The following is a 26,383-nucleotide window of genomic DNA, read 5'->3' on the forward strand; positions in this document are numbered from 1 at the left end:
CGCGGTGATCAGCACCAGCAGGATCATCACCCGCAGCGGCGAGCCCTTGGCGCGTTTGGCCGCCCAGATCGCGGTGTACTCGAACACCCCGGTGCGGCGCAGCACCCCGACGATGATCATCATGCCGAGCAGCAGGAAGATGACGTCCCAGTCCACGCCGGTGTCGTGGGAGTAGAACGCCTCCTGCGAGCCGACCACCCCCAGCCCGAGCACCAGCCCGGCGCCGGCCAGCGCGGCGACCGTCTTCGGGATCCGCTCGGTGGCGATCAGCACGTAGGCCACCACGAACACGACGACCGCGATCCCCACGCTCACGCCGACCACCACTCCAGCGGCGAGCACGGGTGCATGGCCCAGAGCGGGCGGGCGTGTCTGACGATGCGGGCGACAATCTGCGCCACCAAGATCCCCTACCGGTCGACAAATCCCCCCGCCCCCGGCCAGGGGCGGACGCCGACCAGACTTCCCGGCACGCCAGCCCACAACATGCCGCAAAAACCCGCCCAGGGCAAACCCAGATGTTCCGAGCGAGCCACCGTGTTCGGCACGGCCCGCCCAGCAGCTTCACCCTCCCCGCCAGGCTCGACACTCCGGCCGGCGCTGCTGTCGACCGAGCAAGAGTCGATCCCCGCCGGGAGATCGCCGAACAGCTCAGCGTCAGCGCCACTGTCGGCGTGCCGGCATCGCCAAACGCCGCGTACGCAGACCGATCCGCGGTGCGGCGGCGTATGCGCCGTTCACAGACGATCAACGTCGTCGGCTCTCCAGGATCGCCTGGTGCTGATGGTGATCCCCTGGCGACGAAGAGAGCAACGAGCCATGCTGCCGTCGCGCACCAGCCCGCTGGGCCGGATATCAACGGCCATCATGGATCATTGTCCCTTCGGGACTGGCCTGCTCGGCCGCCGTGTCTGAGGAAGTCGCGTTCGGCTTGGGTGGGGGCCAGGGCGGCGGCGCGTTGACAGGCATCGGTGGCTTCGCTGGCGCGACCGAGGCGGTGCAGTAGGTCGGCTCGGGTGGCGTGGTAGGCGTAGTAGCCGTCCAGGTCGAGTTGGTCGACCAGGGCGAGCGCGGCGGCCGGGCCGTGGATCTCGCCGAGGGCGATGGCGCGGTTGTGGGCGATTACCGGGGTGGGCGCGGTGACCGTCCGTCGGCCACCTTTGCGTTGCGAACATCACGCTTGGCCTCGCCCTCACCACCGTCGCCGCCACGCTGCTGGCACGCATCGTGCTGGGTATCCACGCGTGTCGCCGGGCCGCGCACCTGAGCATGCCGGATGCATCGTGGTCGGGAGTCGCGCTTGTTAGCCTGGCCGCCTTCCGCGGACGGGTCGGGTGAACACGCGCCATGAGCGGCTATTGGGTCAACATCGGGTTGGTCGGCGTTTTGGTGGTGCTCAACGCGATGTTCGCGGGCAGTGAAATCGCGTTGATCTCCCTGCGTGAGGGGCAGTTGAAGCAGTTGGAGGGCGCGGCGGGGCCGGTGCTCGGACGCTGGTGCGGCCGGCCCGGGATCCGAACCGGTTCCTGGCCACCATCCAGATCGGCATCACGCTGGCCGGGTTCCTGGCCTCCGCGACGACAGCGGTCGCGCTGGCCGAACCATTGGCGCCGGGGTTCGGATTTCTTGGTGGCGCGGCCGAGCCAGTGGCCGTCGCTCTGGTCACCTTGGGGCTCACCTTCGTGACCCTGGTGTTCGGTGAGCTCGCGCCGAAGCGGCTGGCGATGCAGTACGCCCTGCGCTGGGCGCTGCTGGTGGCCCGCCCACTGGACCTGGCGTCCCGGGTTGCGCGCCCGGCGGTGTGGTCGCTGGGCAAGGCCACGGACCTGACCGTGCGGGTCTTCGGCGGCAATCCGCTGGCCGCTAAGGAGCAGCTGTCGCCGGAGGAGTTGCGAAATCTGGTGGCCGGGCACCGCGGGCTCAACCCTGAGCAGCGCACGATCATCACCGGCGCCTTGGAGATCCACGAACGCCTCCTGCGCGAGGTCCTGGTCCCTCACCGCGCGGTGTTCACCCTGCCGGTCACCACACCCACTTCGCAGGCCCGCGCGGCATTGGCCGCCTCGGGGCATTCCCGCGCCCCGGTAGTCCGCAACGGCCATCTCGATGACGCGGTGGGGTGGTCAACCTGCGCGAACTGCTCGACGACACCAAGACTTTGGCCGACCTGGCCCGCCCACCCCTGGTGTTCCCCGACACCGTGCGGGTCTCCGACGCGCTGCGCCGGTTCAAAGACGAACGCCAACAGTTCGCGCTGGTGGCCAACGAGCACGGTGCTATCGACGGCATCGTCACCCTGGAAGATTTGCTGGAAGAGATCGTCGGCGAGATCTACGACGAGACGGACCGCGACATCATGGCCGTGCGTACCGAACCCGACGGCGCCCTGTTGCTGCCCGGCACCTTTCCCATCCACGACCTGCGTCGAGTTGGCGGACTGGACCATCGAGGTCACCGGCATCGACGGCAACGCCATCACCGCGGTGCGGCTGCGCCACCAGCGCACTGCGACCACCGAAGCCGGCGATCCCGACCTCGGGGTCGGCTAGCACAGCAGCACACCCAGCACCGGCGTACTTGGCGGCGAGCGGCGGCGCAAAACAGGGAAATCTGTCCACTATGGCCCCTTCGATGGTCCACTGTGGATTTTGAGCTGTCGTGGCGTTCGGTCAGGCGGTCACGGGTAGGATGGACGGTGGCGCGCCGGGAAGTCTGGTCGGCAATCGGAGTACCTACCTACCCCGGAGTCGCCCGTGACCGCGCCCGCCCGTGCCCCTGTCGCTGAGTTCGCCCGCTTCCTGCGTACCGAGACGGTGGGCGGTTTCTTCCTGCTGGCCGCGGCCGGGGTGGCGTTGGTGTGGGCCAACACTCCGCTGCGCGCCGGTTATGAGGCGCTGCGCGAGGTCACGGTCGGCCCGAGCGCGCTGCACCTGAATCTGACCCTGCAGCAATGGGCCACTGATGGGCTGCTGGCAGTGTTCTTCTTCGTCGCCGGGCTGGAGCTCAAGCGGGAGTTGGTGATCGGTGAGCTGGCCGGGGCGCGACGGGCGGTACTGCCGGTGGCCGCCGCCGTCGGCGGGATGGCCGTGCCGGTGCTGGTCGCCCTGCTGGTCGGCGGCGATCTGCCGGGCATGGAGGCGGCCTGGTCCATCCCGGCGGCCACCGACATCGCCTTCGCGCTGGCGGTCCTGGCCGTCGCCGGGGCCGGGTTGCCGTCCAGCGCCCGGGTGTTCCTGCTGAGCCTGGCCGTGGTCGACGACCTGGGCGCGGTGCTGCTGATCGCTGTGCTGTTCGCCGGCAACCTGCACGTGCTCGCGCTGCTGGCCGCGGCGCTGCTGTGCGGGGTGTACTGGGTGTTGCAGCGCAAGCGGGTCACCTCGCCGCTGGTGTACGTGCCGATCGCGGTCGGCACCTGGGTGGCGGTCCACGAGGCCGGGATCCATGCCACCGTCGCGGGGGTCGCGCTGGCCCTGTTGACCCGGGTGCGGCCCGACCCGGGGGAGCAGGAGGGGCCGGCGCTGCGGCTGGAGCACCGCCTGCAACCGTGGTCGGCGGCGCTGTGCGCGCCGCTGTTCGCGTTCGTCGCCGCCGGGGTTCCCCTCGGCCTTCCCGCGCTGCAGACGATGATCACCGACCGGGTGGCATTGGCGGTCATCGCGGGCCTGCTGGTGGGCAAGGTGGTCGGGATCTTCGGTGCCGCGTCCCTGGTCGTCTGGTTGACCCCGGCGGTGCGCCCGCGGGGGCTGGGCTGGCGGGACCTGGCCGCGGTGTCCATGCTCGGCGGGGTCGGGTTCACCGTCAGCCTGCTCATCACCGAACTGAGCCTCGCCTCGGTGGGCCCCCGGGCGGTCGAGTCCGCGAAGGCCGCGGTGCTGCTGTCCTCGATCGCCGCGGCTGTGCTGGCCGCGGCCCTGCTGGTGCGGCGCAGCCGGATCCACGGCAGATCCCGCGCGGTGGCTCCGGACGACGACTCCGGCGTGGAGACGACACCGAGTGAGTCGTAGGAGGCTGGTGCCGGCTGGTCAGGCGGCGGGGCGGTCGGTCTCGTCGTCGAACTCGCCGAGGATCTCTTCGATGAGATCCTCCAACGCGACCAGCCCGACGACGGCACTGTCGTCGGTGATCAACGCGAGTTGGGCTCGGTGCTGGCGCATCGTTGTGGCCGCCTCGGCCACGGTCGTCGCGGCCGGCAGGGCCAGCGGGGCGCTCATCAGGTCCCGCGCGGTGGCGGTCCGGGCCGCGGTCGTGGCGCGGACGGCGTCGCGGACGTGCACGATGCCGACCGGATGATCGTGCTCGTCGAGGACGATCAGTCGGGAGCGTCCGCTCTCGCGGCTGACTCGTTCGACCTCGGTGGCGTCGGCGTCGGCCGGGATGGTGACCGCGGCGTTGCGGGATTGCATGACCTGGGCCACGGTGGTGTGCCGCAGTTGCAGGACGCCGGCGAGGATGCGGTGCTGCTGCTCGGGGAGCAGGCCGTGCTCGCGGGACTGGCGCAGCAGGATCCGCAGATCGTCCGGGCCGTGGGCCTGGGCCAGGGTGTCCTGCGGGGTGACCTTGACCGCGCGCAGCGTGGCATTGGCCATGCCGTTGAGCACGCTCAGCGCCGGGCGGGCCACCCGGGCGAAGGCGCGGAACGGCAGCGCCAGCAGCAGCGCGGAGCGTTCCGGGTGGGAGATCGCCCACGACTTGGGGGCCATCTCCCCGACCACCATGTGCAGGAACACCACCACCGCCACGGCCAGCACGACGGCGATCACCGTGCTGAGCCCGGCCGGCAACCCGATGCCGGTGAGCAGCGGGCCGAGCAGGTCGGCCAGGGCGGGTTTGGCCAGCGCACCCAATCCGAGGGCGCACAGGGTGATGCCCAGTTGGGCGCCGGCCAGCATCAGCGACAGTTCCCGGCTGCCGCGCACAGCCGCGCGGGCGGCGCGGCTGCCGGCCGCGGCCAGTTCTTCGAGCCGGTGGCGCCGGCTGGCCACCAGCGCGAACTCCGCGGCGACGAAAAAGGCGCTGGCGATCAACAACCCCAGCGAAACCAGCAACGCCCACGCGGTGCTCATCGGGTGGCCTGCGCTTCGTCGAGGATGCCGATCGCGACGGTGTCGGGGACGCGCCGTTTCACCGACACGACCTCCACCCGCACGCCGCGCGCCGGTGCGGGGTCGTCCACCGCGGGTGCGGTCACCTCGGGGACCACGACCTGGTCGCCGGGTTGCGGGGTGCGGCCGAGCCGGTGCATGACCAGCCCGCCGATCGTGTCGTAGTCCTCGCCTTCGGGCAGCGCGATGCCGGTCGCCTGCTCGATCTCGTCCATCCGCCACCGGGCGGGAACCAGCCACGACCCGTCCGGCCGGGTGTGCACGGTGGCCTCCGGCAGGTCGTCCTCGTCCAGGATCGGACCGACCACTTCCTCGGCGATGTCTTCGAAGGTGAGCACGCCGGCGAACCCGCCGTACTCGTCGACCACGCAGGCCAGTTGCCGGTGCTCGGCCCGCAACCGTTCCAGCACCGCGGGCAGCGGCAGGCTGGCCGGGATCAGCAGCGGCGGCGCGGCGATCAGGCGCACCGGGACAATGCTTCGCTCGGCCGGCGCGACGGTCAGCACATCGGGGATGCCGACCACGCCGACGATGTCGTCCACACTCTCGCCCACCACCGGGAACCGGGAGTGGCCCGTGTCCGCCAACTCGACCACCCGCACCGCCGGGTCTTCGGCGCCGATGGTGTGCACATCCACGCGTGGGGTCATGGCCTGCTCGGCGCTCAGCGTGCGAAATTCCAACCCGCGGTCCAACAGCGCGGACAACTCCGCGTCCAGGTGCCCGCCGTCGCGGGACTCGTCGATGATGCGGTGCAGGTCCTCCGGGGTGGCGCCGTGCGGCAACTCCTGCACCGGTTCGATGCCTACCGCCCGCAGCAGCCGGTTCGACGTGACATCGAACAACCGAATCAGCGGCCCGGCGACCGCCAGGTAGGCCAGGGTGGACCGGCTCAACGCCTTGGCCAGCGCCTCGGTGCGGGCGATCGCCAGGTTCTTGGGCGCCAGCTCACCGAGCACCATCTGCACCACGGTGGACAACACCAACGCCACCACGATCGAGATCGACAGACTCGCCGTGTGCGACAGCCCGGTCAACCCCAGCACCGCGGCCAGCCCTTCACCCAGCAACGGCTCCGAGACATAGCCGACCAGCAGGGCGGTCACCGTGATCCCAAGCTGGGCGCCGGACAGCGTGAACGACAACCGCGACGTCACCCGGAGCGCCCGCTGCGCCGCCTGGTCGCCCTGCTCGGCCAGCCGTTGCAACCGGCCGCGATCGGCGGCGACGTAGGCGAACTCCTGGGCCACGAAATAGCCCGTGACGGCGGTCAACAGCACGATGGTGGCCAGGCCGACCAGGATCAACATGGCGCCGTCACACCCGAGGCGCTGCGGCCGTTGTCGGCCGGAGGGGCAGCCGGGCCCAGGCCCGGCCGGGTACTACATCCGTCGCTGTCGTTGCCCGAGGCCACCATGCAGCTACACTATCACGTGCAACTGTACGGTTAAGGGTGATCGGGCGGGCGACAGCGGGGAGCGGACACGTGGGTGACCAACTACTGCGCATCGGCGAGCTCGCCTCCCGGGCCGGGGTCAGCACCCGCACCGTCGACTACTACACCAACCTCGGCCTGCTCACTCCCGCCGAGCGCACCCCCGGCAGCTACCGCCTCTACGACCCCGCCGCCGTCGACCGCATCGCCACCATCCGCCAGTTAGAAACCCACGGCGTCAGCCTCGACGAGATCGCCACCGCGCTGCGCACCAAACAAGCCGACCTTCCCGCGCTGCTGCGCCAACTCCACGACGATCTGCACTCCCTACAGACAGCGGCGCAGACCACCGGAACCGAAGCGCACGGCCTGCTCGCCGCGCTCACCACCCGCGCCCAATCCCTGATCACCACCGCCCTGGAGATCACCACCGCAATGCCACCCCTCTAACCAAGCGACACTGCCGAACAAGGCGAGTGAGGTGGCGGGAAGCGGCCAATTTCGCTGCCACCGAGTTGATCGCACGGCCTCAATGAAGCGGCCGGGGGCAGTAGACACACCTCCGCACCGAGGCCACCCGCCTACCGTTTCGACCGCACCGCGGGATCATCCGCCGCTCACCAACGGCGAAGCCGCCGCCGACATCGACCCGTCGCCGCGACCCGAATGACATCTCACACCGCTGGACGCCAGGCCTTCTCGTTACCCGCCGGCCCATCAGCAACGAGCTCCGCATCGGGCAGGTCGAGCACACCACCTGGCTGCTGGGCGGCCCGGCGACGACGGTGCAACACCGCTGCACCGGTCAAGGATCGGGATCGGGCCGATGGCCTGCAGCCAGTCCGACAACACGCCCTGGACCCGGGCCGCCGCGTCGACGACCGGATCCTGCCCTGTCCGGGACAAACCAGACCTTACGGACCGGTGACGGCACGCCGCCCTCGAGTGCGGTGCGGATGTGATGACCGTCGGTCCGAGCTCCGCGGTGGACGTGCCGGCCCGGGATCGCGGTTGACCCCGTAGGCCAGCAGCGCCAGCGGTTCAGCAACTCGGTCGATGTCCACTGTAGAGCGGAGCCGGGGCAACCGGCGCGCTGCCCAGCACCTCGCGCAGGGCGTTGCACAGCTTGGGATGGAGGTGGTCGAGCCGCGTTGGTGAGCATGACACCCGCACCTCGGCATCGCGGGCCGAGCGTAGCGCGGATACCCTGACACCCCGGGCGGGCGCGAGGCGGGCCGCCGCTGTGCTGGGGAGTTGTGCAGCCACTGGCTGTGCTCGGTCGTCAGGTTGGTGGTCAGTTAGTCAGTTCTGGTGATGCGCCAACTTGATGCGTTCCAGTGCGGTTACCGCGACGGCTACTCCGTTTTCGGCCTGAACACGGTGGCCGAGTTGCGCCGCCCTTCGCGCCATGTCCGGATCCGCGGTCGCGGTTGTGATGGCGGTGGCGAGCCGGGACGCGGTGAGGTGGGATTGCGGCACTGGTGCGGGCGCGACGCCATGCTGCTGGGCCAGCCGGGCCCAGAATGGCTGGTCAGCGACGAACGGGCACACCACTTGCGGACGCCCTGCGGCGAACGCGGCGCCGGAGGTACCGGCCCCCCCGTGGTGGACCACGGCGGCAACGCGGGGGAACAACCCCTGGTAGTCGACCTCGTCCACGACCAGAACGTCCTCACCTGGCGGATCGTCGGCCAGCCCACCCCATCCGGTACCGATGACCAGACGTGTCTTCGCTGTCCGGGCGGCCTGCAGGGCCGCAGCGGTGCTGCGTTGCGGGTCACGGCCCACCATCGAGCCGAACCCGATGAACACCGGCGGGTCACCGGCATTCAGGAAATCCTCGACCCGTTCTGGCAGCGCGTCGCCCGGCGGCAGGACCCAGTATCCGGTGGTGATCACCGAGTCCGGCCAGTCCGGCGGCGGGGGCAGCACGGCGGGACTGAACGCGTGCAGGACAGGCGTGGGGCCATTGTCGGGGCGGCGCACGGGATCGTGCCGTCCGCGACGACGCGGTAGGCCGAGCGTGTGTTCGCGCCATCGATCGACGACCCGGCCGAACATCGCAGCGGGGGCTTTCATCCCGAGGAAGGTGGCGCGATGGGCCATCGCGGGCAGCCAGCCCGGAAAATCCACCCCCGGCCACGGGAATTGCTTGGTCGGCACGTACATCGGGATCAACGACGCCAGAACAGTCGGAACATCCAGGGCCTCGGCGACATGCTGCCCGGCGAGGATCTGACCGTTGTGCACCACCACGTCCGCACCGGCACCCGCGCCCTGCGAGGCGATGGCCCAGCAGTCCTCCAGCACGGTGGTGAACATCGCCGGCATGCTGCGCGCCTGCCGGAGCCGGGCGCGCATCCCGCCCTCGAGCACATCCGCGTTGGCCACGTCATCCATCAGCCGCAGTGGGCCGTCGTCCACCCCAGCGAACGGCACGCCGTGACCCGCGACGAACCCGGCGAACCGATGCGGTGCGGTCAGCACCACCTCATGGCCCGCGACCAGCAGTCCCCGCCCCAGCGCGACGAACGGCTGGACATCACCCCGCGTCCCCAGCGTCATGATCAAGACCTTCATCGGCGTGCCTCCTTCGTGAGGTCAGATCGCGAGGGAGCTCCGTGAGCTGATCACCGCAACCGGCAGCACCCTGCTGCAGCTGCACGGAATCGGACCGTCCAACCGCCGTCCGACGGCTGGCTGATGTCGGTGACATCAGCCAGCTTTGCCGACAAGGGCGATTCGCCTCCTGGAACGGCACCGCACCCATCGACGCATCCTCTGGCGACCAACATCGCCACCGGCTGTTCGAGAGCGACATCGCCGCGCAGCCGAACGACACCGACCAATCAGGGCACAGGCACGCTACTACGCACGCGTGAGATCACAGCTCGGAGCGGATGAGGGTGTCCAGTGCGGCGCGGAGCAGCCGGCCGGCCTCGTCCGCGACCGGGGTGAGGGCCGGTTCGTCGGTCGCCGTGATCATCGTGGCCGGATCGATCGCCTCGACCACGGTCTGCGCACCCTCGGCGGTGACGTCGGCCCGGACGACCACGTTGCACGGCAGGAGCAGGCCGACCTGCCGGTCGACGCCCAACGCGCGGTGGGCCAGCCGCGGGTTGCAGGCGCCGAGGATGAGGTAGTCCTCCATGTTCTCGTCGAGCTTCTCGCGTAGCGTTTGCCGCACGTCGATCTCGGTGAGCACGCCGAACCCCTGTTCCCGCAGGGCTTCCTTGGTTCGGGTCACCGCCTCGGTGAACGGTAGCCGCAGCCGTGCGGTCAATCCGATGTCCATCCCAATACCTCCTCGATATACCCCCCATGGTATCCGAATGCCGGGAACACTGCCGGACGGATGCGTGTTGTGAATACGGGAGGGGGTATGGGTACGAGGAGGCTGTGTGATGGCGACCGTTGAGCTGACCGAGGAGAACTTCGACGACGTCGTGGGTGGGCCGGGCATGGTGCTGGTCGACTTCTGGGCGTCGTGGTGCGGGCCGTGCCGGATGTTCGCGCCGGTGTACGAGCGGTCCGCGCAGCGGCACCCGGATGTCGTGTTCGGCAAGGTCGACACCGAGGCGCAGACCGCGTTGGCGCGCAGGTTCGGGATCTCGTCGATTCCCACGCTGATGGTGGTCCGCGACGGCGTGGTGATCTACGCCCAGCCGGGCGCGCTGGCCGCGGCGGCGCTGGAGGAGTTGATCGAGAAGGCGGCGGCCGTGGACATGGACGAGGTGCGGGCCGCGCTGTCCGCGTCGGCATCGGCTGCACCGTCGAAGCCGGTGTGATAGCGACACGATACCCTGGGGGGTAATTGAGGGAGGCATCGTGGAGCTGAGCGAGGACGTCCTGACGGACGTGGTGAAGCGGCTGCGCCGGGCGCAGGGCCAGGTGGGTGGGCTGATCCAGATGATCGAGTCCGGGCGGGACTGCCGCGACGTGCTCACCCAGCTGGCGGCGGTGTCCCGGGCGCTGGACCGGGCCGGGTTCAAGCTGATCGCCAGTGGCCTGGAGCAGTGCGTGTCCGACGGCTCGGCGCAGGGCAGGGCCGACCGTGAGCAGTTGGAGAAGTTGTTCCTCAGTCTCGCGTGAGGGGTTGCTGGCCGTCGGGGGTGAGGCAGGCGGGTGGCAGGAGGAACCAGCGCAGGGCTTCGAACCGTTCGTCGAGTCCGGTTGGTCCGTCGGGTACGTGGTCGCGGCGGTCGGCGAGGATGCGCCGGGCGGTGTCGAGTTGGCCCGGGAGTACGTCTTCGGTGGCCGGTGCGCCGGTCTCGGTGGGCGTCGGGGCGGTGGTGACGGCCTGCCGTAGGTCCGGCAGCCCGGCCGGAATCGTCGCCGTGGCGCGGTGCTGCCAGAGTCCGGTGTGCGGGTCGAACCGGTAGTCGGGCAGCAGTCGGTGGCCCTGGTCGGCGATGAGTTCGACGGCGGCGATGAGGTAGTCGCGGACGGTGTCGGTGATGAAGTAGTTGAAGTTGATCCGGGTCCAGCCGGGTTTGATGCCTTCGCAGCCGCGTTGGATCTCGTGTTGGTAGGCGTGGGAGTGGGCGGTGTCGATGGCGAGCAGGCGGTGGCCGTAGGGGCCGGCGCAGGAGCAGCCGCCGCGAGCTTGGACTCCGAACAGGTCGTTGAGCACGGCGACGACGAAGTTGTGGTGCAGGTACTTCTGGCCGGCGTGCACACGAAACGAGACGATGGACAGCCGCTCGGCGTGGGGGTTGCCGAGCACCTCGATGTTGGGGTGGCGGGCCCAGCGGGTCATCGCCGCGCGCCACAGGCGCCGTTCGCGGGCCTGGATGAGGTCGGTGCCGACGGCGTCCTTGACCGCGAACACCAGGCCGGCGCGGATGGACTCGACGATGGCGGGCGTGCCGCCTTCTTCGCGGGCGACCGGGTCGTCGAGGTAGCGATGGCCGAGCGGGTCGACGAAGGCGACGGTGCCGCCGCCCGGCGCGGTGGGCACCGGGTTGCGTACCAGTTCCCGGCGCACCACGAGCACACCCGGGGTCTGCGGCCCGCCGACGAACTTGTGCGGCGAGAGGAAGATCGCGTCCTTGTGGTCGCGCCGGCCGGGGGCGCTCGGCCGCATCCTGATCGGCACGTACGGCGCTGCGGCCGCGTAGTCCCAGAAGGACAGTGCGCCGTGCTCATGCAGCAGGGCGGCGATCCGGTCGGTGTCGGTGAGCACGCCGGTGACGTTGGAGGCGGCCGAGAAGCTGCCGATCCGCAGCGGCCGGTCGGCGAACCGCCGCAGCTCACGGCCAAGGTGTTGCAGGTCGATGTGCCCGTCGGCGTCTTCGTCGATCACGACGACGTCGGCGATCGACTCGCGCCAGGGCAGTTCGTTGGAGTGGTGCTCGTAGGGGCCGACGAACACCACCGGCCGCTCGGCGGGCGGGATCCGGTCGGTGAGGCCGTAACGGGCGGCCAGGCCGGCGGGCAGCCGCAGCTCCAGGATGCCGACCAGCTTGTTCACCGCGGCGGTCGCACCGGAACCGGTGAAGATCACCAGATCGGTGTCCGTGCCGCCGACGCTGTCCCGGATCAACCGGCGGGCCTGCTCACGCAGCCGGGTGGTCCACAACCCGGTGCCGGAACTTTCGGTGTGGGTGTTGGCATAACGAGGCAGGACCCACCGGCGGATCAGGTCCTCCACGAAGTCCAGCGAGCGTCCCGAGGCGGTGTAGTCGGCGTAGCTGATCCGCCGCGGCCCGTACGGCCCGTCGAACACCTCACCGTCCCCGATCAGACCCCGCCGGATCCGGTCCAACATGGGTTGGGTCGCTGTACTGCCGATCGTGGTGCTCACCACAACCGCTCCCTTCGCCTCCACCGGCCCAGGATCCGGCGGCAGCGGTCACGCCGACACCGCCGATGGGCCCACCTCGGTGGGACCTTGTGCCCCACCCGGCCACAACAGCACGACGTGCTCGGTGTCGCCCAGCAACGCCAGCCGGCGACGCAGCACCGGATTGTCCGCGGACTGGCTGGCATGTGCGGCGATCGCCCGCCACTGCCGGGTCCGGTCCACCGCGACCGTCCAGTCGATCTGTGCTGCCGGCCGCCCGCGAAACGCCGTGCCGAACTCCGTGTTCAGCGCGGTCGCCACCGCGTCCGGGACCGTCCAGGCCAGCACCGGCAGGGCCAGCTCGCCGGCCGCCTGCACCGCCGCCTCGGTGGCCCGCGCGTGATCGGGATGACCGGTCACCCCTCCCTCGTCGAAGACCACCAGGTGCGAGGGGCTGTCGTCGGTCACGGCCGTGCGGACGTGGGCGACCAGCTCGTCCAGTGCCACCTCGGCGAGCGCTCCGTCCGGATAGGACAGCAGGCTGGTGTGCCGAACCCCGAGGACCACCGCCGCGGTCGCCAACTCGGCCTCTAGCACCCTCCATCTCCATGATACCCCCAGGGGTATGGTCGTGCTATCGAGTTCGACCATCACCGGAGGTGTGCCGATGTGCCAGCCAACCGTCTGCCGTCGTTGCGGCAAGCCGACCTATGTCGGTTGTGGCAACCACGTGGAGCAGGTTCTGGGTCACGTGCCCGTTGACAAGCGGTGCTCGTGCACGCCGGTGCGGGGTGGGCTGGTCAAGCGGTTGGGCGCGTTGTTTGGCTCGCGTTGACAGGGCAGGACCCCGGTCCGCGGGTGGACGTTGGGCCTGATGTGCGGGGGACGTTCTGCTCTGCCAGCGCCGCGTGGATCGCGCCGATACTGCAGGTGCGCTACGAAGGGAGTAATCAAGTGACTGTCGAGCAGGACGCGGCCCGCAAGACGATTCGCTTGCGCGGTCAGGCTTTTGTGGACAAGGTGAAGGAACTCCTGCACGAGGGCAACGTGCGCCGGCTGGTGATCAAGACCGAGCAGGGCCACACGGTCATGGAGATCCCGGTCACCGCGGCCGTGGTGGCCGCGGTGGTCGCTCCCGTGGTGACCGCTGTCGGAGCGATCGCCGCGTTGGCCAGCGAGTGGTCGATCGAGGTGGAGCACCACGAGCCGCCGGTCGAGACCGTCGATCAGGACGGCGAGGCCGGGTAATGCGGCCGTTCGGTCCGGGAGACCCACGTCGCCGCGGTGTTCCTCGTCGGCGATCGCGCCCACAATCACAAGAGGCCCGTCGACGTGGGTTTTCTCGACTTTCGCGCCCGGAGAAGAGCCGAACATGAACGCCAACCACGTCGTCGCCGGGGTGTCTCCGGTCGAGCCCAGACCCGAACTGGTGATCTGGGCGGCGGCGGAAGCCCACACTCGCCACGCCACCCTGCGGCTGGTGGCCGCATACCCACCCCGAGCGAGCGCCGAGGACGAAGCTCTCGCCCAGGCCGTGCTGGGCTGGGCGGCGGCGCTGGCCGCCGACCGGCGACCCGGCCTGCCCATGGTCACCCGCGCCGTGCCAGGCCCGCCAGAGCACGTGCTGCGCGTCGAGGCGACCGGGGCGGACCTGCTCGTGATCGGGGCCGACGACCACAGCCCGTTCGTCGAGGCGATCAACGGCTCGATTCCGGCGGCCCTGCTCAGCACGGCACCCTGTCCGATCGTCGTGGTACCCAAAGGATCCGTGCCGGCACCGGACATCGCACCCGTCCTGGTGGGTGTGGACACCGCCGAGACCTCACGGTCCGCGCTCGACTACGCCTTCGTCGCGGCCGACCGTTCCGGGCGGGACCTGCACGCGGTGCTCTGCTGGATCGCGGCGCGGGACAGGGTCGACCGCCGCGCCGAGCGGGTCGAGCAGCAGCGTGCCCTGGCCATCGCCCTTGCCGGATTCGCTGAGCGATACCCCGATGTGGCGGTCACCGAATTCATCGTCGACAGTGACCCGATCGAAGATCTCGGCCGCCGGTCCCGGCGCGCCGGCCTGCTCGTGCTCGGCTCCCGCGGACGGGGCCGGTTGGCCTCGCTGGCTTTCGGCTCGGTGAGCCGAACCCTCATTCGGAACAGCCACTGCCCGACCGTGGTCGTCCGGCCCGACCGGCACGCCGCCGGTATCGCCAGCTAGCGAGAGCGAAAACGGTGCGCGGGCGAGGGGAGGTGCGCGGTGATGGTCGAGGCTTCAGGTCTGACGGTGGATGTGGAGATTGTGGAGTGGTTGCTTGCGGGTGACCCGGCGATCCGCTGGCAGACCCTTCGTGACCTGCAAGGAGCCCCGACGGCAGAGTGGCGGCGCGAGCAGCGGCGGGTCGCGACCGAGGGCTGGGGCGCACGGCTGCTCGCTCACCGCGACAGCACGGGCCGGTGGACACCCCGGCTGCACGGCCAGAAGTGGATCTCCACGACCTACACTCTGTTGCTGCTGCGCCAACTCGGCCTGCCTCCCGACGACCCGCGGGCCCGGGAGTCGTGCCGGCTGTTCCTCGACGAGGGACTGTGGCGCGACGGCGGCATCAACGTCACCGTGACCCAGCGGCGTAGCGAAACCTGCGTGACCGGGATTGCCCTCGGGCTGCTGTCCTGGTTCGGGGTAACGGATCCGCGCCGCGAACGCCTGGTCGACTACCTGCTCCGTGCGCAGATGCCGGACGGGGGCTGGAACTGCCAGCGCGATCACGGTGCGGCACACGGCTCGTTCCACACCACCGCCAACGTGCTGGACGGGTTGTGCGACTACGCCGACGCGAACGGGTCGCGCCGCGGGGAGACCCTCGAGGCGGAGGCGCGCGGCCGGGAGTTCCTGCTGGCCCACCGGCTCTACCGGTCTCACCGCACCGGTGCCGTCGTTGATCCCAGGATGCTGCGCCTGACCTTCCCGCCCCGCTGGCGCTACGACGTGCTCCGGGGCCTGGACTACTTCCGTGCCGCCAACGCATCCCGGGATGCCCGGCTGGAGGACGCGATCGGTGTCATCCTGTCCAGGCGCGGCCGCGACGGCCGATGGCCGGTGCCCGCGCCGCATCCTGGCGCGGTCTGGTTCGACCTGGAGCAGCCCGGACAGCCCAGCCGCTGGAACACCCTGCGCGCGCTGCGGGTCCTCGGCTGGTGGTCCAACGGGCCTCGGTAGCGGACCTGCGTCCCACCGGCGACGACCACGGCGGCTCGGTTCGGCGATGCCGGCCACCTCGAGGTGTGTTGTCGGCCGCAGGTCGGGGTGCGCGTGTTGGGTCGGCCGCACCGTGGTGGTGCGGCCGACGGTTGGTGTGCTGTTCACCGGGACAGCCAGGTGGTGAACGCGGTGAGGTGGTGTTGGGATGCGGTGATCAGGTGGGTGTAGATGCGTTGGACGTCGGGCGCGGTGAGGCCGTCGAGGGCGGCCTGCAGGGCGGCGATGTCGTTGGTCTCGACGGTTTGGCCGACCTCGAGCGCGGCGCGCTCGCTGGTGGCGCCGCGGGCGAGCAGTTGGTCGTAGCTGGCCTGGACGGCCGGGGTGGCGAACCGGCCGGGGGCCAGGCCGGCGGTGGGGTCGGTGATCTGGTAGCGGGTCAGCAGGGTGCGGACGGCGTCGAGGTGGTGGGTCTCGGCCGCGGCGATCCGGTCGAAGATCACGGCGTCGTAGCGGTTGGCGAACTCGGTGTAGAGGTCGTGGGCGAGCTTTTCCTCCTCGGCGTTGGCCGCCAGGGTGCTGCGCTGCGTGTCGGTGAGGGTGCCGCTGGGGCTGTTGAGCAGGCAGCCGCCGCGCTCGCCCATCGGCCCGGTCATCATGCCGGTGCCCGGACCCGGCCCGAACCCGGGCCCGTTCCCGCCGGGTGGCGGGGCGGCCAGCGCGGGAATGGCGACGGCGGCGCCGATGGCCACCGCGCCGGCCACCCCGATCGCGGCGAACAGTGTGCGGGTCTTCATGACCTTTTCTCCTCCGCTTAACGATTTTCTTGGCACTGTCAGCTTCTGCGCGGGGTGCGGAGTGCGGGTGTGGCCGGTGTGGAGATGACATGGAGACCGGTCGGTGCGGGTCTTTCGACCCTCGCCGGTGCCCGCGGGAGGCCGTAGACCGGAGTCGTGGGTCACAGCGTGCTGGTCGTGGAGGACGACACGGAGATCCGCGAGTTGTTGCGCCGTTATCTGGAGCGCGCCGGGTTCGCGGTGGTGAGCACCGCGTCGGGTGCGCAGGCGCTGGACCTGCTCGGCCGGCACGTGGCTGCGCTGGTGGTGCTGGATCTGGGGTTGCCCGATGTGGACGGTCTGGAGGTGTTGCGGGCGGCCCGGTCGGACGGTCAGGTGCCGGTGGTGGTGTTGACCGCCCGCGGTGCGGTGGAGGACCGGATCCGGGGGTTGGAGCTCGGCGCGGACGACTACGTGACCAAACCGTTCAGCCCGACCGAGCTGGTGCTGCGGGTGCAGGCCGTGCTGCAGCGCACCGGCGGCCGGGCCGAGCCGGCCGACCTGTCCTATGGGGATGGTCGGCTGCGGATCGACGAGGCCCGGCACGAGGCGCGCTGGGACGGCGCGCTGCTGGACCTGACGCCCACCGAGTGGGGCGTGCTCGCTGCGTTGGCGGCGGTGCCGGGTCGGGTGTACTCGCGCTATGAGTTGATCAATCGGGTGCGCGGCTACGAGTTCGCCGGCTACGAGCGCACCATCGACTCGCATGTGAAGAACCTGCGCCACAAGCTGGGTGCCGACGGACCGCGGGTGGTGCGGACCGTGCAGGGTGTGGGCTACCGGTTGGGACTGTCCCGTGACCGGTGACCACCCCCGAGGTTGGGGACCGCTGGCGTGGCGGCTGCTCGCGGCGTTCGTCCTGGTCGCGCTGTCCGCGGTGGTGGTGCTGACCGGCGCGGCGCTGTGGGGCACCGAGCGGGGTTTGGCCGCCAGCCAGAGCGCCGACCGGCACCAGGTCGCCGCGCAGGTGTCCGAGGCGGTCGGGGCGGCGTACTCGCAGACCGGTGGGTGGTCCGCGGTTGACCTCGACGATGCCGCCGCGATCGCCAGCGGCGCGCAGGCCCGGCTGATCGTCCGGGACCGGGACGGCTCGGTGGTTGCCGGCCCGGGTCATGGGCGCGGGCCGATGAACGGGATGAGTGGGATGGCCACCGGCGTCCGGGTGGATGCCCCGGTCGTCGTGGGCGGCACGACGGTCGGCACGGTTCAGCTCGTGTTTCCGACCGCCGCGGGCTCGGCGGCCCGTGACATCGCCTGGGCGTGGATCGGGCTGGCCGCCGCGGTGGCGCTCGCGGTGGCGTTGTCGGCGAGCGTCTTCGTCAGCCGGCGCATCGCCGGCCCGCTGCGTCGCCTGGCCGCCGCCGCGACGGCGATCTCCGCCGGTGACCGCAGCGCCCGAGCCCACGTCCGGGCACCCGGCGAGCTGGGTGAGTTGGCCACGGCGTTCGACACCATGGCCGAGGAGGTCACCCGGGCCGAGCAGAACCGGCGGGCGCTCACTGCCGACGTCGCCCACGAGCTGCGCACCCCGCTGGCCGCGTTGCAGGCCGGCCTGGAGGAGCTGCGCGACGGGCTGGTCCCGGCCGATCCGCACCGGCTGACCAGCTTGCACGACCAGACCCTGCGGCTGGGCCGGGTGGTCGACGACCTGGCCGAGTTGGCCGCCGCCGAGTCCGCCGCCCTGTCCCTGCGACCCGCCGAGGTCGACCTGGGCCGTCTCGCCGGCGACGTGCTGCGGGCGCATGCGGCCGAGCTGCGCGCGGCCGGCCTGCACGTGCGCGCCGAGCTCGGCGACAGGGTGATCGTGCCCGCCGACCCCGACCGCCTCCACCAGGCCCTGGGCAACCTGCTGGGCAACACCGCCCGCTACGCCCGGCCCGGCGACCAGGTCACCGTGCGCGTGCACCCGGCCGGAGCCGGCTGGGCGGGCATCGAGGTCGCCGACACCGGCCCCGGCATCCCCGCCGACGAGCTGCCGCACATCTTCGACCGGTGGTGGCGCGGGCGGGCCACGACCGGCACCTCCGGTTCCGGGATCGGGCTGGCCGTGGTCCGCGAGCTGATCACCGCCCACGGCGGCACCGTCACCGCCGAATCCGGCCCCAGCGGGGGCGCCACGTTCACCGTCCGCCTCCCGACCCGCTGACCTGGGCGGCTACAGCGGGAGGCTGGTCGCGGCGGTGTAGCCGGCGACCAGCACCAGCAGGACGACGAAGGCGATGGTGAGCTGGCGGCTGTTCAATCGGCCAGCGACCCGGTTGCCGGCCAGCACTCCGGCGACGGCAGCCACGACGAAGACGGCCAGCAGTGGCCAGTCCAGCGTCAGGGGCTGCGTGGCGACCCGGCTCGCCAGCGCGGTGGCGCTGTTGACCGTGATTACCACGAGCGAGGTGCCGACCGCGGTCGCGGTGTCCAGACCGAGGGCCAGGGCGAGCGCGGGCACCACGATGAAGCCGCCGCCGACGCCGAAGAACCCGGTCAGCAGCCCGACAACGGTGGCCGCGGCCACCGTGCGGACCACAAGCCGCCGGTCGACCACGGTGATCGTGGTGCCCGACATGCCGGCCGGGGCCGGCGGCTGCCGCCGGCCCCGCCGCAGCCGCGGCAGCATGGCCATGGCCGCGACGAGCAGCAGGACGGCGAAGCCGAGCAGCAACACGGCCGGGTCGACCGCGGCGCTGGCCCGGCTGCCCAGATAGGAGCCGGCCGCACCGAGCAGGCCGAACACCAGCCCGGTGCCGAACCGGACCCGCCCGGCCCTGCCGTGCACCACGGCGCCGGCGGCCGCCGCGAGACCGACGATGATCAGTGATGCGGTTGTGGCCTGGTGCGGATCCTGGCCGAGCAGGTAGACCAGTACCGGGATGGTCAGGATCGAGCCACCGGCCCCGAGCACGCCCAGGGTCAGGCCGATCAGCAGACCGGCGGGCAGCGCGACCAGCAACACAGCCTCACCCCACCCGCTCCGTGCGCGTGCCCGTGGCGGTCACCGGCAATCCGGCTCGCGCGGCGTGGTCGAACTCGTCGTCCACCGACACCACCCGGCGGCCGGCGGCGGCCAGCAGCGAGGCAGCGATGGACGAGCGGTAGCCGGACCGGCAGTGCACCCACACCTCACCCGCGGGCACGTCGTCGAGCCGGTGGAACAGGTCGTGCAGGGGGATGTGCACGGCACCCTCGATGTGGGCCTGCGCCCATTCGAGATCCCGCCGCACGTCGAGGATCACCACCGGCCGGTGGTGTCGCACCGCGGCCAGGTCGGCGAGGGTGGCGGTGGGATACGAGCCGAGTGGGGCGCCGCCGGACCAGGTCTGGGGTGTGCCGGTGGCCGACGCGGCGATCCGGTCGATGCCGATCCGGACCAGCTCGCGCTGCGCCTGCGCGACCTGCTCGCGGGTCTCGCCGAGCAGCGTCAGCGGAGTGCCCCACGGGATCAGCCAGCCCAGGTAGGTGGCGAAGCTGCCGTCCAGCCCGAAGTTCACGCTGCCCACCAGGTGCCCGGCGGCGAACGCGGTGCGGGAGCGCAGGTCCACCACCCATTCCCCGGCCTCGATCCGGCCGCGCAGCTCACCGGGCTCGGCCGTGGCCGGTGGGGTGAGGTCGGGTGCGTCCGGCCCGGCGCTGTTGGCCGGTCCCATGTGGGCGTAGTAGGCCGGGTAGGCGTCCAACCCGGCCAGCAACTCCGCCACGTAGTCCTGCTCGTCGCGGGTCAGGACCGGATTGGCCCGCTTCTCCCGGCCGAGGGTGGAGCTGTTCGCTTGGGACTGGGTGGCCGAGCAGAAGCTGCCGAACCCGTGGGTGGGGTACACCTCGGTCTCCTCCGGCAGGATCGCGGCCAGGCGGTGCGCCGAGACGTACTGGGCGTGCGCCAGGTCGGTGGTGTGGGCCGGGCCGAGCAGGTCCGGGCGGCCGGTGGAGCCGAACAGCAGCGACCCCCCGGTGAACACCGCCGGCACCCGGTCCGGGGCCTCGAGGAGGTAGGACAGGTGGGTGAAGGTATGCCCGGGAGTGGCTAGCGCCCGCACCCGCATCGACTCTCCGATGTGGACGAACTCACCGTCGGAGATCGGGGTGCGCTCGAAGGAGACCGGGTCGGCGGCGTTGACGTGGTAGGCCGCGCCGGTGGCCCGCGCCAGGGCCAGGCCGCCGGTGACGTAGTCGTTGTGGATATGGGTCTCGAACACGTCGGTGATCCGCACACCCCTCCGCCCGGCCATCTCGAGCATCCGGTCGATATCGCGTTGCGGGTCGACCACGAAAGCCTGGTCACCATCGGTGACCAGATAACTGCGGTCGCCAAGGGTCGGCGTGTCGATGGCAATGATGTCGATCATCAGACTGCTCCTCGGATCAGCGCACGCCCGGCGCGGACTGCGCGACCACATACCCCAGGGGGTACCAATGCCTCCATGGTAGCTCGTCTTCGGTACTACCCCGGGGGGTATGCTGGGCGTGGGCCCGGATCGGAAGCTGCCCTCGGTACAGAGGTGCGAAAGCAGGGCAGGGAACGGTCAGGCTGCTGGCGATGTCCTCAATCACCGGCTAAGACATTCGTCATCACGACGGCAGGCCGCGGCGCGGGTGTCCGTTCGCCAGCCAGGCAGCCGAGCACGGCTGGCACGGTTGCCGGGGCAATGCCTTTCACCGTCACCGACATCGCCGGAAACCGACGGCCGATACTCGGCGTTGCCGTGCGGCTATCAGGGCCTGCCGTCCCGCGCTACGGCGAGGATGTCGACCACCGCACGGAGGTCGCCATGCGTGCGCAACGCCGCGCGCTGCCGAGTCGCGCCGCCGCCATGTGCGCGCAACCAGGACAGGCAGCTCATCACCATGTCCAGGTCGCCGCTTGCGCTCAGCACCGGGCGCACGTGGGCCAGCAACGTGTCCACCAGATCCCAGCCCGGCGCGGCGCTGGCGGTGAACGGATCGAGGCAGCGCCCCTCCAGACCCACCAGCGCGGCCCGCCAGCACGCCGCGCGCAGCACCACGTCCGGGACGCCCGGCGACGGCCGTTCCTCCTCCAGCGCGGTGGTGACGAGGGCTCGGGTCAGTGCCGCCTGCAGGACCGCTTCCTCGACCGTCGCCGACACGTCGGCCACGCGCACCTCGACGGTCGGTGCGTGGCGGGACGGCCGGATATACCAATAGACCATGCTGTCGTCGAGAATCACCTCGGCCGCTACCAGCCGCGACACGAGTGCGTCGTACTCATCCGCGCAGCGGAAGTGCGGCGGAACAGCCGCCACTGGCCACCGGGCCCAGACGTTCGTGCGCCAGCTGGCGTGTCCAGTGTCCCTGCCGTCGAAGAACGGGGAGTTCGCACCGAGGACAAGCAGCGCGGGCAGCCACGGCCGCAGGTGGTTGCTCGCCCGCACGGCATGCTCGAGGTCCGGCACGCCGATGTGCACGTGGCAACCACACATCCCCTGGTCGTCGGTGAGCGCGCCGTAGAGCTCGACCATCCGTTGGTACCGCGGCTTGCCGGTGACCGGCGGTGGTCCTGGCCTGCCGAGGGGCGGGGCGCCGGTCGCGACCAGCATCGCACCGTGGTGTCGCGCGGCCTTCGCCAGTGTGCGGCGCCCACGCAGCAACTGCTGTCGCAGGTCGTCGAGGCCGGTGCAGACGGGAGTGGCAAACTCGGTCTGCGCCTGGGAGAACTCGCGGTGGAAATCCACATCGGACAGTTCGGCGACGGTCGTGGACCCCACCGGTACGGGAAGCTTCGTGGTCTCGTCGACGAGGAGGTACTCCTCCTCCACGCCGAGCGTCGGAGCCGTGGTCATGCGCTGCGAGGTATGGGCGTGGCGATGCGGCTGGTGAGCCACCCGCACGTCCGGCGAGTTCGTCATCTCGGCTTCCCTGCCGTGCGGCGAGCCGCCGCCGGGTTGTTCATGGTCGGAGAGTCCCATGCTCTCCAGTGTCGGTGGCATCTTCGGGTGCGGAATGCAGACCTTCGGCCCGTGTCGGGGGACCGGAGGTCACTCCCCGGCACGGCACGGTCGGGTCCGGCCGGCTGCGCTCGAACCCCACCGCCACAACGACCACGGCATGTGAGTCCACAAGAGACGTTCGGCATCCACGCACCAGGGCACAACGCTGACAACCGAGGATATGGATCCCGACCAGCGGTGTCTAGGACGTCGCGATTGCCGGTGTTTCGGCGCGGTCGGACACCGTGCGGATGTAGCAGTTGGGGACGGGAATCTCAGTCAGCTGCCGGGTATCCGGGCGGGTCCGCACCGCCATCGCCCGCCCACGAGGTGGCTACCAGCAGCGTGGCACCGTCGAGCATCAGGCCGCCGCCGAGGTAGCCGGCGATCTCGGCGAGCCGCTGCCGCGGGTTGGAACGACGGGCGGTCATGGCTACGGACTCAATCCTGGTGGGCGGTGGGTCAACGCCTCGATGTCCTGGGCGGTGGTCTCGAGCAACCGGTGGGCCAGGTCGGACAGGGCCCGGGCGGCGGCGAGTTCGTCGCCGATTTCCGGCACGTTCACATCGGCCGGATTGCACCGGGCCAGACCGACGCCGACCACAGCGGTGTCGTCCCGGGTGTGCAATCGCGCCCTGGCGCGGGTCCGCTCGTCGTGCTCGTCGATGAGGATCTCGACATTCCATTGTTTGGCCGCGGTCACGAAGCGCCTCCTCGGTGTCGGAAGGGTTTCTGATTCCGGCCTGTCCAGACCACGATCCGTCCGCGCGCACCAGTGCGACACGGGCGGATGCCCTTCCACGCCAGGACCAAGGACCTGCCCATCGTCAAGGAGCGTCACCACCCAGCCGGCATACGACGACCGGCATAAGGGTCGCCAAATTGTCCGACGGGTTGGCGAGATTGGGGACTTTCGACTCTGCTCCAGCCCGCCCGTCCGACACAGGATCGGCCATGCGGGTATCGCTGCACGCCCTCGGCGAGACACGGAATCAGTGCACGCCAATCCGCGGGGGTGAGTGACCCGCTGTCGTGCGACAGGCTCGTGGCACGACGAAGGAGTGGAGAAATCATGACACAGAAATGCACGTCGCCGATTATCGAAGGGCTGCCACCGCAGAACAGTCCCACGGCGATCCTCGTCGATGTCCGGACGGGCAACCACCCGGACGAGGGCTACGATCGGGTCGTCTTCGACTTCCGCGACAACACCTCGACGCCGGGATTCTCGGTCAGCTACGTGGACCAGATCATCGAGGACCCGAGCGGCAACCCGCTACCGATGCTGCCTGGCGCGAAGCTGCTCGTCTCGATGCGGTGGGCCGCGGCACACGAGAACGGCAACACCACCGTGCCGCCCGGCGACCTCGACCTGCGGCCGGGGCTTGCGCGGATCAAGCAGGTGAAGCGGGCGGGAGACTTCGAGGGGGTTCTGACCTTCGGGATCGCGGTCGACCCGGCCGGCGATCCGGCGCCGTTCCGGGCCTACGCGCTGTCGGGCAGCCGACTGGTGATCGACGTGGCGCACGTCGGTCAGAGCCCGTGGTACTGCGGGGAGGTCTTCTTCGGCGACCAGCAGAAGATCGTCAACAACATCGATCCGCCGGTGACCGCGGTCGAGCGCCGCCTGATCAAGCCTGCCGTGGCCGGTGCCGCCCTGCAGGAGTTGTTCAAGGGCCCGAACGAGGCCGAGCGCGAGCGCGGGCTGGTGTTCGTGGACAGTCACGCGACCGGGTTCGCCGACCTGCGGGTCAGCCAGTGGAAGGTCGCGCACGTCCGGCTGCTCGGACCGATCAGTAGCGACGGTTCGTCGGTGATCACCATCGCCACCGAGATCATCCCGACGCTCAAGCAGTTCCCCACCGTGGACTGGGTCAAGATCTACGACGAGGACGGCAAGACCGGGCAACCCGACGGGCCGGTCGACTCGATTCCCGAGCAACTCGAACCGTGATCCGCTCGGATCCGCGCTCCCGCCCGGGGACGGAGGGCTCGATCTGGGCTCGGTGAGCATGTGGTCCACGACGGAGTGACCACGGTTCTGATCATTGTTCTACTGCTGGCCTGGCTGATCGCCACGATTATCGGGTTCGCGTTCGAAGGCCTGATGTGGTTGGCGCTCATCGGAATCGTGCTGTTCGCCGGCACCGCTGCGATCGGTTTCGTCCGCCGCCACTCCCTTCGGCGCTGACTACCGGGACACCCAGAGCCGCCGCCGCGTCGACCATCGACCGGGACGTGGCCCAGGGCCATCGTCCCCGCCGGGGGAGACGAAGGTCTCTGGGTGGTCGCGTCGCCCGAGGCCACAGTTAACAGTGTGAACTCAGATCTTGCGATCAGCGTGGAGCATCTGCGCATGGACTACGGCTCTCATCGTGCCGTGAACGATTTGAGCTTTCAGGTACGGCGCGGGGAGATCTATGCGCTGCTGGGCCCGAACGGGGCCGGCAAGACGACCACCGTGGAAATTCTGGAAGGCCATCGGCGGCGCACCGCGGGAGGGGTGCGGGTGCTGGGTGTCGATCCGGCGCGTGGCGGTCGCCGGTGGCGGCAACGCGTGGGGATCGTTCTGCAGTCCGGTGGATTGGACGCCGAACTCACCGTTGGCGAACTGGTCAGGCTGTACGGCGGTTTCTACGCCCACCCCAGGGATGTGGCGCAGACCATCGACCGGGTCGGGCTGGCCGACAAGTGCCGGGCCCGGGCCCGGACGCTGTCCGGTGGTCAGCTGCGCCGGCTGGACCTGGCGCTGGCCCTGGTGGGCGATCCGGAATTGGTTTTCCTCGACGAACCGACGACCGGATTCGACCCCACGGCCCGGCGCAGCGCGTGGGAGATGATCGACGAGCTGAGCACGAACGGCACCACGGTCCTGCTGACCTCGCACTACCTCGACGAGGTCCAGCGGCTCGCCGATCGGGTGGGCGTGCTGTCCGGCGGGCAGCTGATCGCCGAGTCCACGCCCAGCGCGCTGGGCCGGCGCGACGTCGCCGAAACGGTGATCAGCTTTCAACCGTGGGACACGGTGTCCGTGCCGGTGTCCTTGCCGGACGGGCCGTGGGGCCCGCCGCAACGGCACGGCGACCGGCTGGTGCTGCACACCGTCCAGCCCACCGAAGCGTTGTTCGCCCTCACCTCGTGGGCGCTGCGGCAGCGGCGGGACCTGCGCTCGCTCACCGTCACCCGACCGTCCCTTGAGGACGTCTACCTGCAACTCACCGACGATGCGACCGTACGATCCGGAGCCGGCGATGCGCACTGACCAGCACACCAAACCGAAGCCGGCGCTACTGCTGGCGCTCGGCCAGATCCGGTACCAACTGCTGCTCCTGGTCCGCAGCCCGCTGGGCTTCTTCTTCGCCATCGTCATGCCGCTGCTGTTGCTGGTCTGCCTGGACCTGCTCACCCCGGACGCGGCGAGCGCGATGCCGCCCGGTCTGCACTACGCCCAGTTCCTCGCTCCCGCGGTTGCCGCGTTCAGCCTGCTCAACACCTGTTACGTCAACACCATCACCACAGTGGTGCTGGCCCGCGAGGAGGGCGTGCTCAAACGCCTGCGGGGCACGCCGCTGCCGGCCTGGACCTACCTGGTCGGACGGCTGGGCAGCGCGCTGGTGACCTCCGTGGTCGCCGTCACCCTGATCGTGACCCTCGCGGTCATCGCCTTCGACGTCACCGTCTCCTGGCGCACGATCGGCTACCTGGCCGGCGCCGGCGGCCTCGCCGCGGTCAGCTTCTTCCTGCTCGGCCTGGCCGTGACCACCCTGGTGCCCAAGAGCGAGACCGCGCTGCCGGTCGCCTACGGCACGATGCTGCCGCTGGCGTTCGTCTCCGACGTGTTCTTCTCCTCCGCCCACGCCCCGCGCTGGCTGCACGACCTCGCCTCGGCACTGCCGGTGGCACCGGTCACCCGAGCCATGGAGTCGGCATTCCTGCCAACGACCCAGTCCTGGCCGATGACCACCACGGCCATGCTGACCGTCGGCGCCTGGAGCGTGGCCGCCATCATGATCATCAGCCTGACGTTTCGATGGGAACCCGGCCCGATCCGATCCCGACGTCGATGAGCACGCGGCGCCGACCAAACTTGGGCAGACGTCACAAG

28 protein-coding genes and 1 pseudogene are annotated in these 26,383 nt (G+C 70.5%); 16 read left to right on the top strand and 13 right to left on the bottom strand.

Features of this window, described 5'->3' with window-relative positions; all coding sequences use genetic code 11:
* Positions 1 to 315 (bottom strand): SLC13 family permease (locus VFV67_RS30040; RefSeq protein WP_326474054.1); only part of this gene is annotated, 315 nt, incomplete at its 3' end.
* A 1,181-nt stretch (positions 316 to 1,496) separates the two neighbouring features.
* Between VFV67_RS30040 and VFV67_RS30045 the strand changes: the two are divergent.
* From VFV67_RS30045 to nhaA, 3 genes and pseudogenes are all read left to right on the top strand, one after another.
* Positions 1,497 to 1,853 (top strand): annotated as a pseudogene (locus tag VFV67_RS30045) (CNNM domain-containing protein); the annotation flags it as partial.
* A 347-nt stretch (positions 1,854 to 2,200) separates the two neighbouring features.
* The gene (locus VFV67_RS30050; RefSeq protein WP_326474101.1) at positions 2,201 to 2,785 is read left to right on the top strand and encodes a hypothetical protein; all 585 of its coding nucleotides are present in this window, start codon (positions 2,201 to 2,203) and stop codon (positions 2,783 to 2,785) included.
* On the top strand, positions 2,754 to 4,004 hold the full coding sequence (nhaA, locus tag VFV67_RS30055) for a Na+/H+ antiporter NhaA (protein ID WP_326474055.1): 1,251 nt from the start codon (positions 2,754 to 2,756) through the stop codon (positions 4,002 to 4,004). The genes VFV67_RS30050 and nhaA overlap by 32 nt, the downstream gene beginning before the upstream one ends.
* Positions 4,005 to 4,022: 18 nt before the next feature.
* Here nhaA and VFV67_RS30060 read toward each other — a convergent pair whose 3' ends face one another.
* Complete coding sequence (locus VFV67_RS30060; RefSeq protein ID WP_326474056.1) at positions 4,023 to 5,063, bottom strand: hemolysin family protein; 1,041 nt, start codon at positions 5,061 to 5,063, stop codon at positions 4,023 to 4,025.
* Positions 5,060 to 6,412 (bottom strand): hemolysin family protein, encoded by a 1,353-nt coding sequence (locus VFV67_RS30065; protein WP_326474057.1) that lies wholly within the window; start codon positions 6,410 to 6,412, stop codon positions 5,060 to 5,062. Before VFV67_RS30065 ends, VFV67_RS30060 begins: the two co-directional genes overlap by 4 nt.
* 176 nt (positions 6,413 to 6,588) lie before the next feature.
* Between VFV67_RS30065 and VFV67_RS30070 the strand changes: the two genes are divergently transcribed.
* The gene (locus tag VFV67_RS30070) at positions 6,589 to 6,987 is read left to right on the top strand and encodes a MerR family transcriptional regulator (RefSeq protein ID WP_326474058.1); all 399 of its coding nucleotides are present in this window, start codon (positions 6,589 to 6,591) and stop codon (positions 6,985 to 6,987) included.
* A gap of 852 nt (positions 6,988 to 7,839) precedes the next feature.
* On the opposite strand, the gene VFV67_RS30075 is transcribed toward VFV67_RS30070, so the two are convergent.
* On the bottom strand, positions 7,840 to 9,117 hold the full coding sequence (locus tag VFV67_RS30075) for a glycosyltransferase (protein WP_326474059.1): 1,278 nt from the start codon (positions 9,115 to 9,117) through the stop codon (positions 7,840 to 7,842).
* A gap of 134 nt (positions 9,118 to 9,251) precedes the next feature.
* Between VFV67_RS30075 and VFV67_RS36925 the strand changes: the two genes are divergently transcribed.
* Positions 9,252 to 9,419, top strand: coding sequence for a hypothetical protein (locus tag VFV67_RS36925; protein WP_414636377.1), 168 nt, complete (start codon positions 9,252 to 9,254; stop codon positions 9,417 to 9,419).
* A gap of 2 nt (positions 9,420 to 9,421) precedes the next feature.
* Here VFV67_RS36925 and VFV67_RS30080 read toward each other — a convergent pair whose 3' ends face one another.
* Complete coding sequence (locus VFV67_RS30080; protein WP_326474060.1) at positions 9,422 to 9,832, bottom strand: DUF302 domain-containing protein; 411 nt, start codon at positions 9,830 to 9,832, stop codon at positions 9,422 to 9,424.
* 109 nt (positions 9,833 to 9,941) lie between these two features.
* Here VFV67_RS30080 and trxA point away from each other — a divergent pair, with 109 nt between their 5' ends.
* Positions 9,942 to 10,325, top strand: a complete 384-nt coding sequence (gene trxA / locus VFV67_RS30085; RefSeq protein ID WP_326474061.1) for a thioredoxin — start codon at positions 9,942 to 9,944, stop codon at positions 10,323 to 10,325.
* 40 nt (positions 10,326 to 10,365) lie between these two features.
* On the top strand, positions 10,366 to 10,629 hold the full coding sequence (locus tag VFV67_RS30090; protein ID WP_414636376.1) for a metal-sensitive transcriptional regulator: 264 nt from the start codon (positions 10,366 to 10,368) through the stop codon (positions 10,627 to 10,629).
* On the opposite strand, the gene VFV67_RS30095 is transcribed toward VFV67_RS30090, so the two are convergent.
* Both VFV67_RS30095 and VFV67_RS30100 read right to left on the bottom strand, forming a co-directional pair.
* Positions 10,616 to 12,343, bottom strand: a complete 1,728-nt coding sequence (locus VFV67_RS30095; RefSeq protein WP_326474062.1) for an aminotransferase class V-fold PLP-dependent enzyme — start codon at positions 12,341 to 12,343, stop codon at positions 10,616 to 10,618. The genes VFV67_RS30090 and VFV67_RS30095 overlap by 14 nt on opposite strands.
* Before the next feature lie 48 nt (positions 12,344 to 12,391).
* The gene (locus tag VFV67_RS30100) at positions 12,392 to 12,919 is read right to left on the bottom strand and encodes a PIG-L deacetylase family protein (protein ID WP_326474063.1); all 528 of its coding nucleotides are present in this window, start codon (positions 12,917 to 12,919) and stop codon (positions 12,392 to 12,394) included.
* Between the two features lie 357 nt (positions 12,920 to 13,276).
* Between VFV67_RS30100 and VFV67_RS30105 the strand changes: the two genes are divergently transcribed.
* From VFV67_RS30105 to VFV67_RS30115, 3 genes are all read left to right on the top strand, one after another.
* Positions 13,277 to 13,570 carry a DUF4342 domain-containing protein gene (locus tag VFV67_RS30105; protein ID WP_326474064.1) on the top strand — a complete coding sequence of 98 codons (294 nt, stop codon included), beginning with the start codon at positions 13,277 to 13,279 and terminating at the stop codon, positions 13,568 to 13,570.
* Positions 13,571 to 13,694: 124 nt separating this feature from the next.
* Entirely contained in the window at positions 13,695 to 14,531 is an 837-nt protein-coding gene (locus tag VFV67_RS30110; RefSeq protein WP_326474065.1) for a universal stress protein, read from the top strand.
* Between the two features lie 42 nt (positions 14,532 to 14,573).
* Positions 14,574 to 15,530: a hypothetical protein gene (locus tag VFV67_RS30115; RefSeq protein WP_326474066.1), complete on the top strand. Its 957-nt coding sequence runs from the start codon at positions 14,574 to 14,576 to the stop codon at positions 15,528 to 15,530.
* 143 nt (positions 15,531 to 15,673) lie between these two features.
* On the opposite strand, the gene VFV67_RS30120 is transcribed toward VFV67_RS30115, so the two are convergent.
* Positions 15,674 to 16,306 carry a DUF2202 domain-containing protein gene (locus VFV67_RS30120; RefSeq protein WP_326474067.1) on the bottom strand — a complete coding sequence of 211 codons (633 nt, stop codon included), beginning with the start codon at positions 16,304 to 16,306 and terminating at the stop codon, positions 15,674 to 15,676.
* A gap of 156 nt (positions 16,307 to 16,462) precedes the next feature.
* On the opposite strand from VFV67_RS30120, the gene VFV67_RS30125 reads away from it, so the two are divergent.
* Both VFV67_RS30125 and VFV67_RS30130 read left to right on the top strand, forming a co-directional pair.
* Positions 16,463 to 17,152 carry a response regulator transcription factor gene (locus VFV67_RS30125; protein ID WP_326474068.1) on the top strand — a complete coding sequence of 230 codons (690 nt, stop codon included), beginning with the start codon at positions 16,463 to 16,465 and terminating at the stop codon, positions 17,150 to 17,152.
* A complete protein-coding gene (locus tag VFV67_RS30130; RefSeq protein ID WP_326474069.1) occupies positions 17,142 to 18,491 on the top strand; it encodes a HAMP domain-containing sensor histidine kinase in 1,350 nt (449 codons plus the stop codon). Before VFV67_RS30125 ends, VFV67_RS30130 begins: the two co-directional genes overlap by 11 nt.
* Before the next feature lie 9 nt (positions 18,492 to 18,500).
* Here the strand turns inward: VFV67_RS30130 and VFV67_RS30135 are convergent, their stop codons facing one another.
* The 5 genes from VFV67_RS30135 to VFV67_RS30155 all read right to left on the bottom strand — a co-directional run bounded on the left by VFV67_RS30135 (position 18,501) and on the right by VFV67_RS30155 (position 22,981).
* A complete protein-coding gene (locus VFV67_RS30135; RefSeq protein WP_326474070.1) occupies positions 18,501 to 19,292 on the bottom strand; it encodes a sulfite exporter TauE/SafE family protein in 792 nt (263 codons plus the stop codon).
* Between the two features lie 4 nt (positions 19,293 to 19,296).
* Positions 19,297 to 20,679 (bottom strand): MBL fold metallo-hydrolase, encoded by a 1,383-nt coding sequence (locus tag VFV67_RS30140; protein ID WP_326474071.1) that lies wholly within the window; start codon positions 20,677 to 20,679, stop codon positions 19,297 to 19,299.
* Positions 20,680 to 21,045: 366 nt separating this feature from the next.
* The gene (locus VFV67_RS30145) at positions 21,046 to 22,257 is read right to left on the bottom strand and encodes a glutamate--cysteine ligase (RefSeq protein WP_326474072.1); all 1,212 of its coding nucleotides are present in this window, start codon (positions 22,255 to 22,257) and stop codon (positions 21,046 to 21,048) included.
* Between the two features lie 296 nt (positions 22,258 to 22,553).
* Positions 22,554 to 22,709, bottom strand: coding sequence for a hypothetical protein (locus VFV67_RS30150; protein WP_326474073.1), 156 nt, complete (start codon positions 22,707 to 22,709; stop codon positions 22,554 to 22,556).
* Between the two features lie 2 nt (positions 22,710 to 22,711).
* Entirely contained in the window at positions 22,712 to 22,981 is a 270-nt protein-coding gene (locus tag VFV67_RS30155; protein ID WP_326474074.1) for a DUF1876 domain-containing protein, read from the bottom strand.
* Between the two features lie 369 nt (positions 22,982 to 23,350).
* On the opposite strand from VFV67_RS30155, the gene VFV67_RS30160 reads away from it, so the two are divergent.
* From VFV67_RS30160 to VFV67_RS30175, 4 genes are all read left to right on the top strand, one after another.
* Positions 23,351 to 24,232, top strand: a complete 882-nt coding sequence (locus tag VFV67_RS30160) for an AMIN-like domain-containing (lipo)protein (protein ID WP_326474075.1) — start codon at positions 23,351 to 23,353, stop codon at positions 24,230 to 24,232.
* Positions 24,233 to 24,307: 75 nt separating this feature from the next.
* Positions 24,308 to 24,469, top strand: coding sequence for a hypothetical protein (locus tag VFV67_RS30165; RefSeq protein ID WP_326474076.1), 162 nt, complete (start codon positions 24,308 to 24,310; stop codon positions 24,467 to 24,469).
* Positions 24,470 to 24,562: 93 nt separating this feature from the next.
* A complete protein-coding gene (locus tag VFV67_RS30170; RefSeq protein WP_326474077.1) occupies positions 24,563 to 25,540 on the top strand; it encodes an ABC transporter ATP-binding protein in 978 nt (325 codons plus the stop codon).
* Positions 25,530 to 26,345 (top strand): ABC transporter permease, encoded by an 816-nt coding sequence (locus tag VFV67_RS30175; protein ID WP_326474078.1) that lies wholly within the window; start codon positions 25,530 to 25,532, stop codon positions 26,343 to 26,345. Before VFV67_RS30170 ends, VFV67_RS30175 begins: the two co-directional genes overlap by 11 nt.
* The last annotated feature ends 38 nt before the right edge of the window (positions 26,346 to 26,383 follow it).

The sequence above is a fragment of the Actinophytocola sp. genome (assembly GCF_035762905.1).
Taxonomy (GTDB): Bacteria; Actinomycetota; Actinomycetes; order Mycobacteriales; family Pseudonocardiaceae; genus DASYTH01.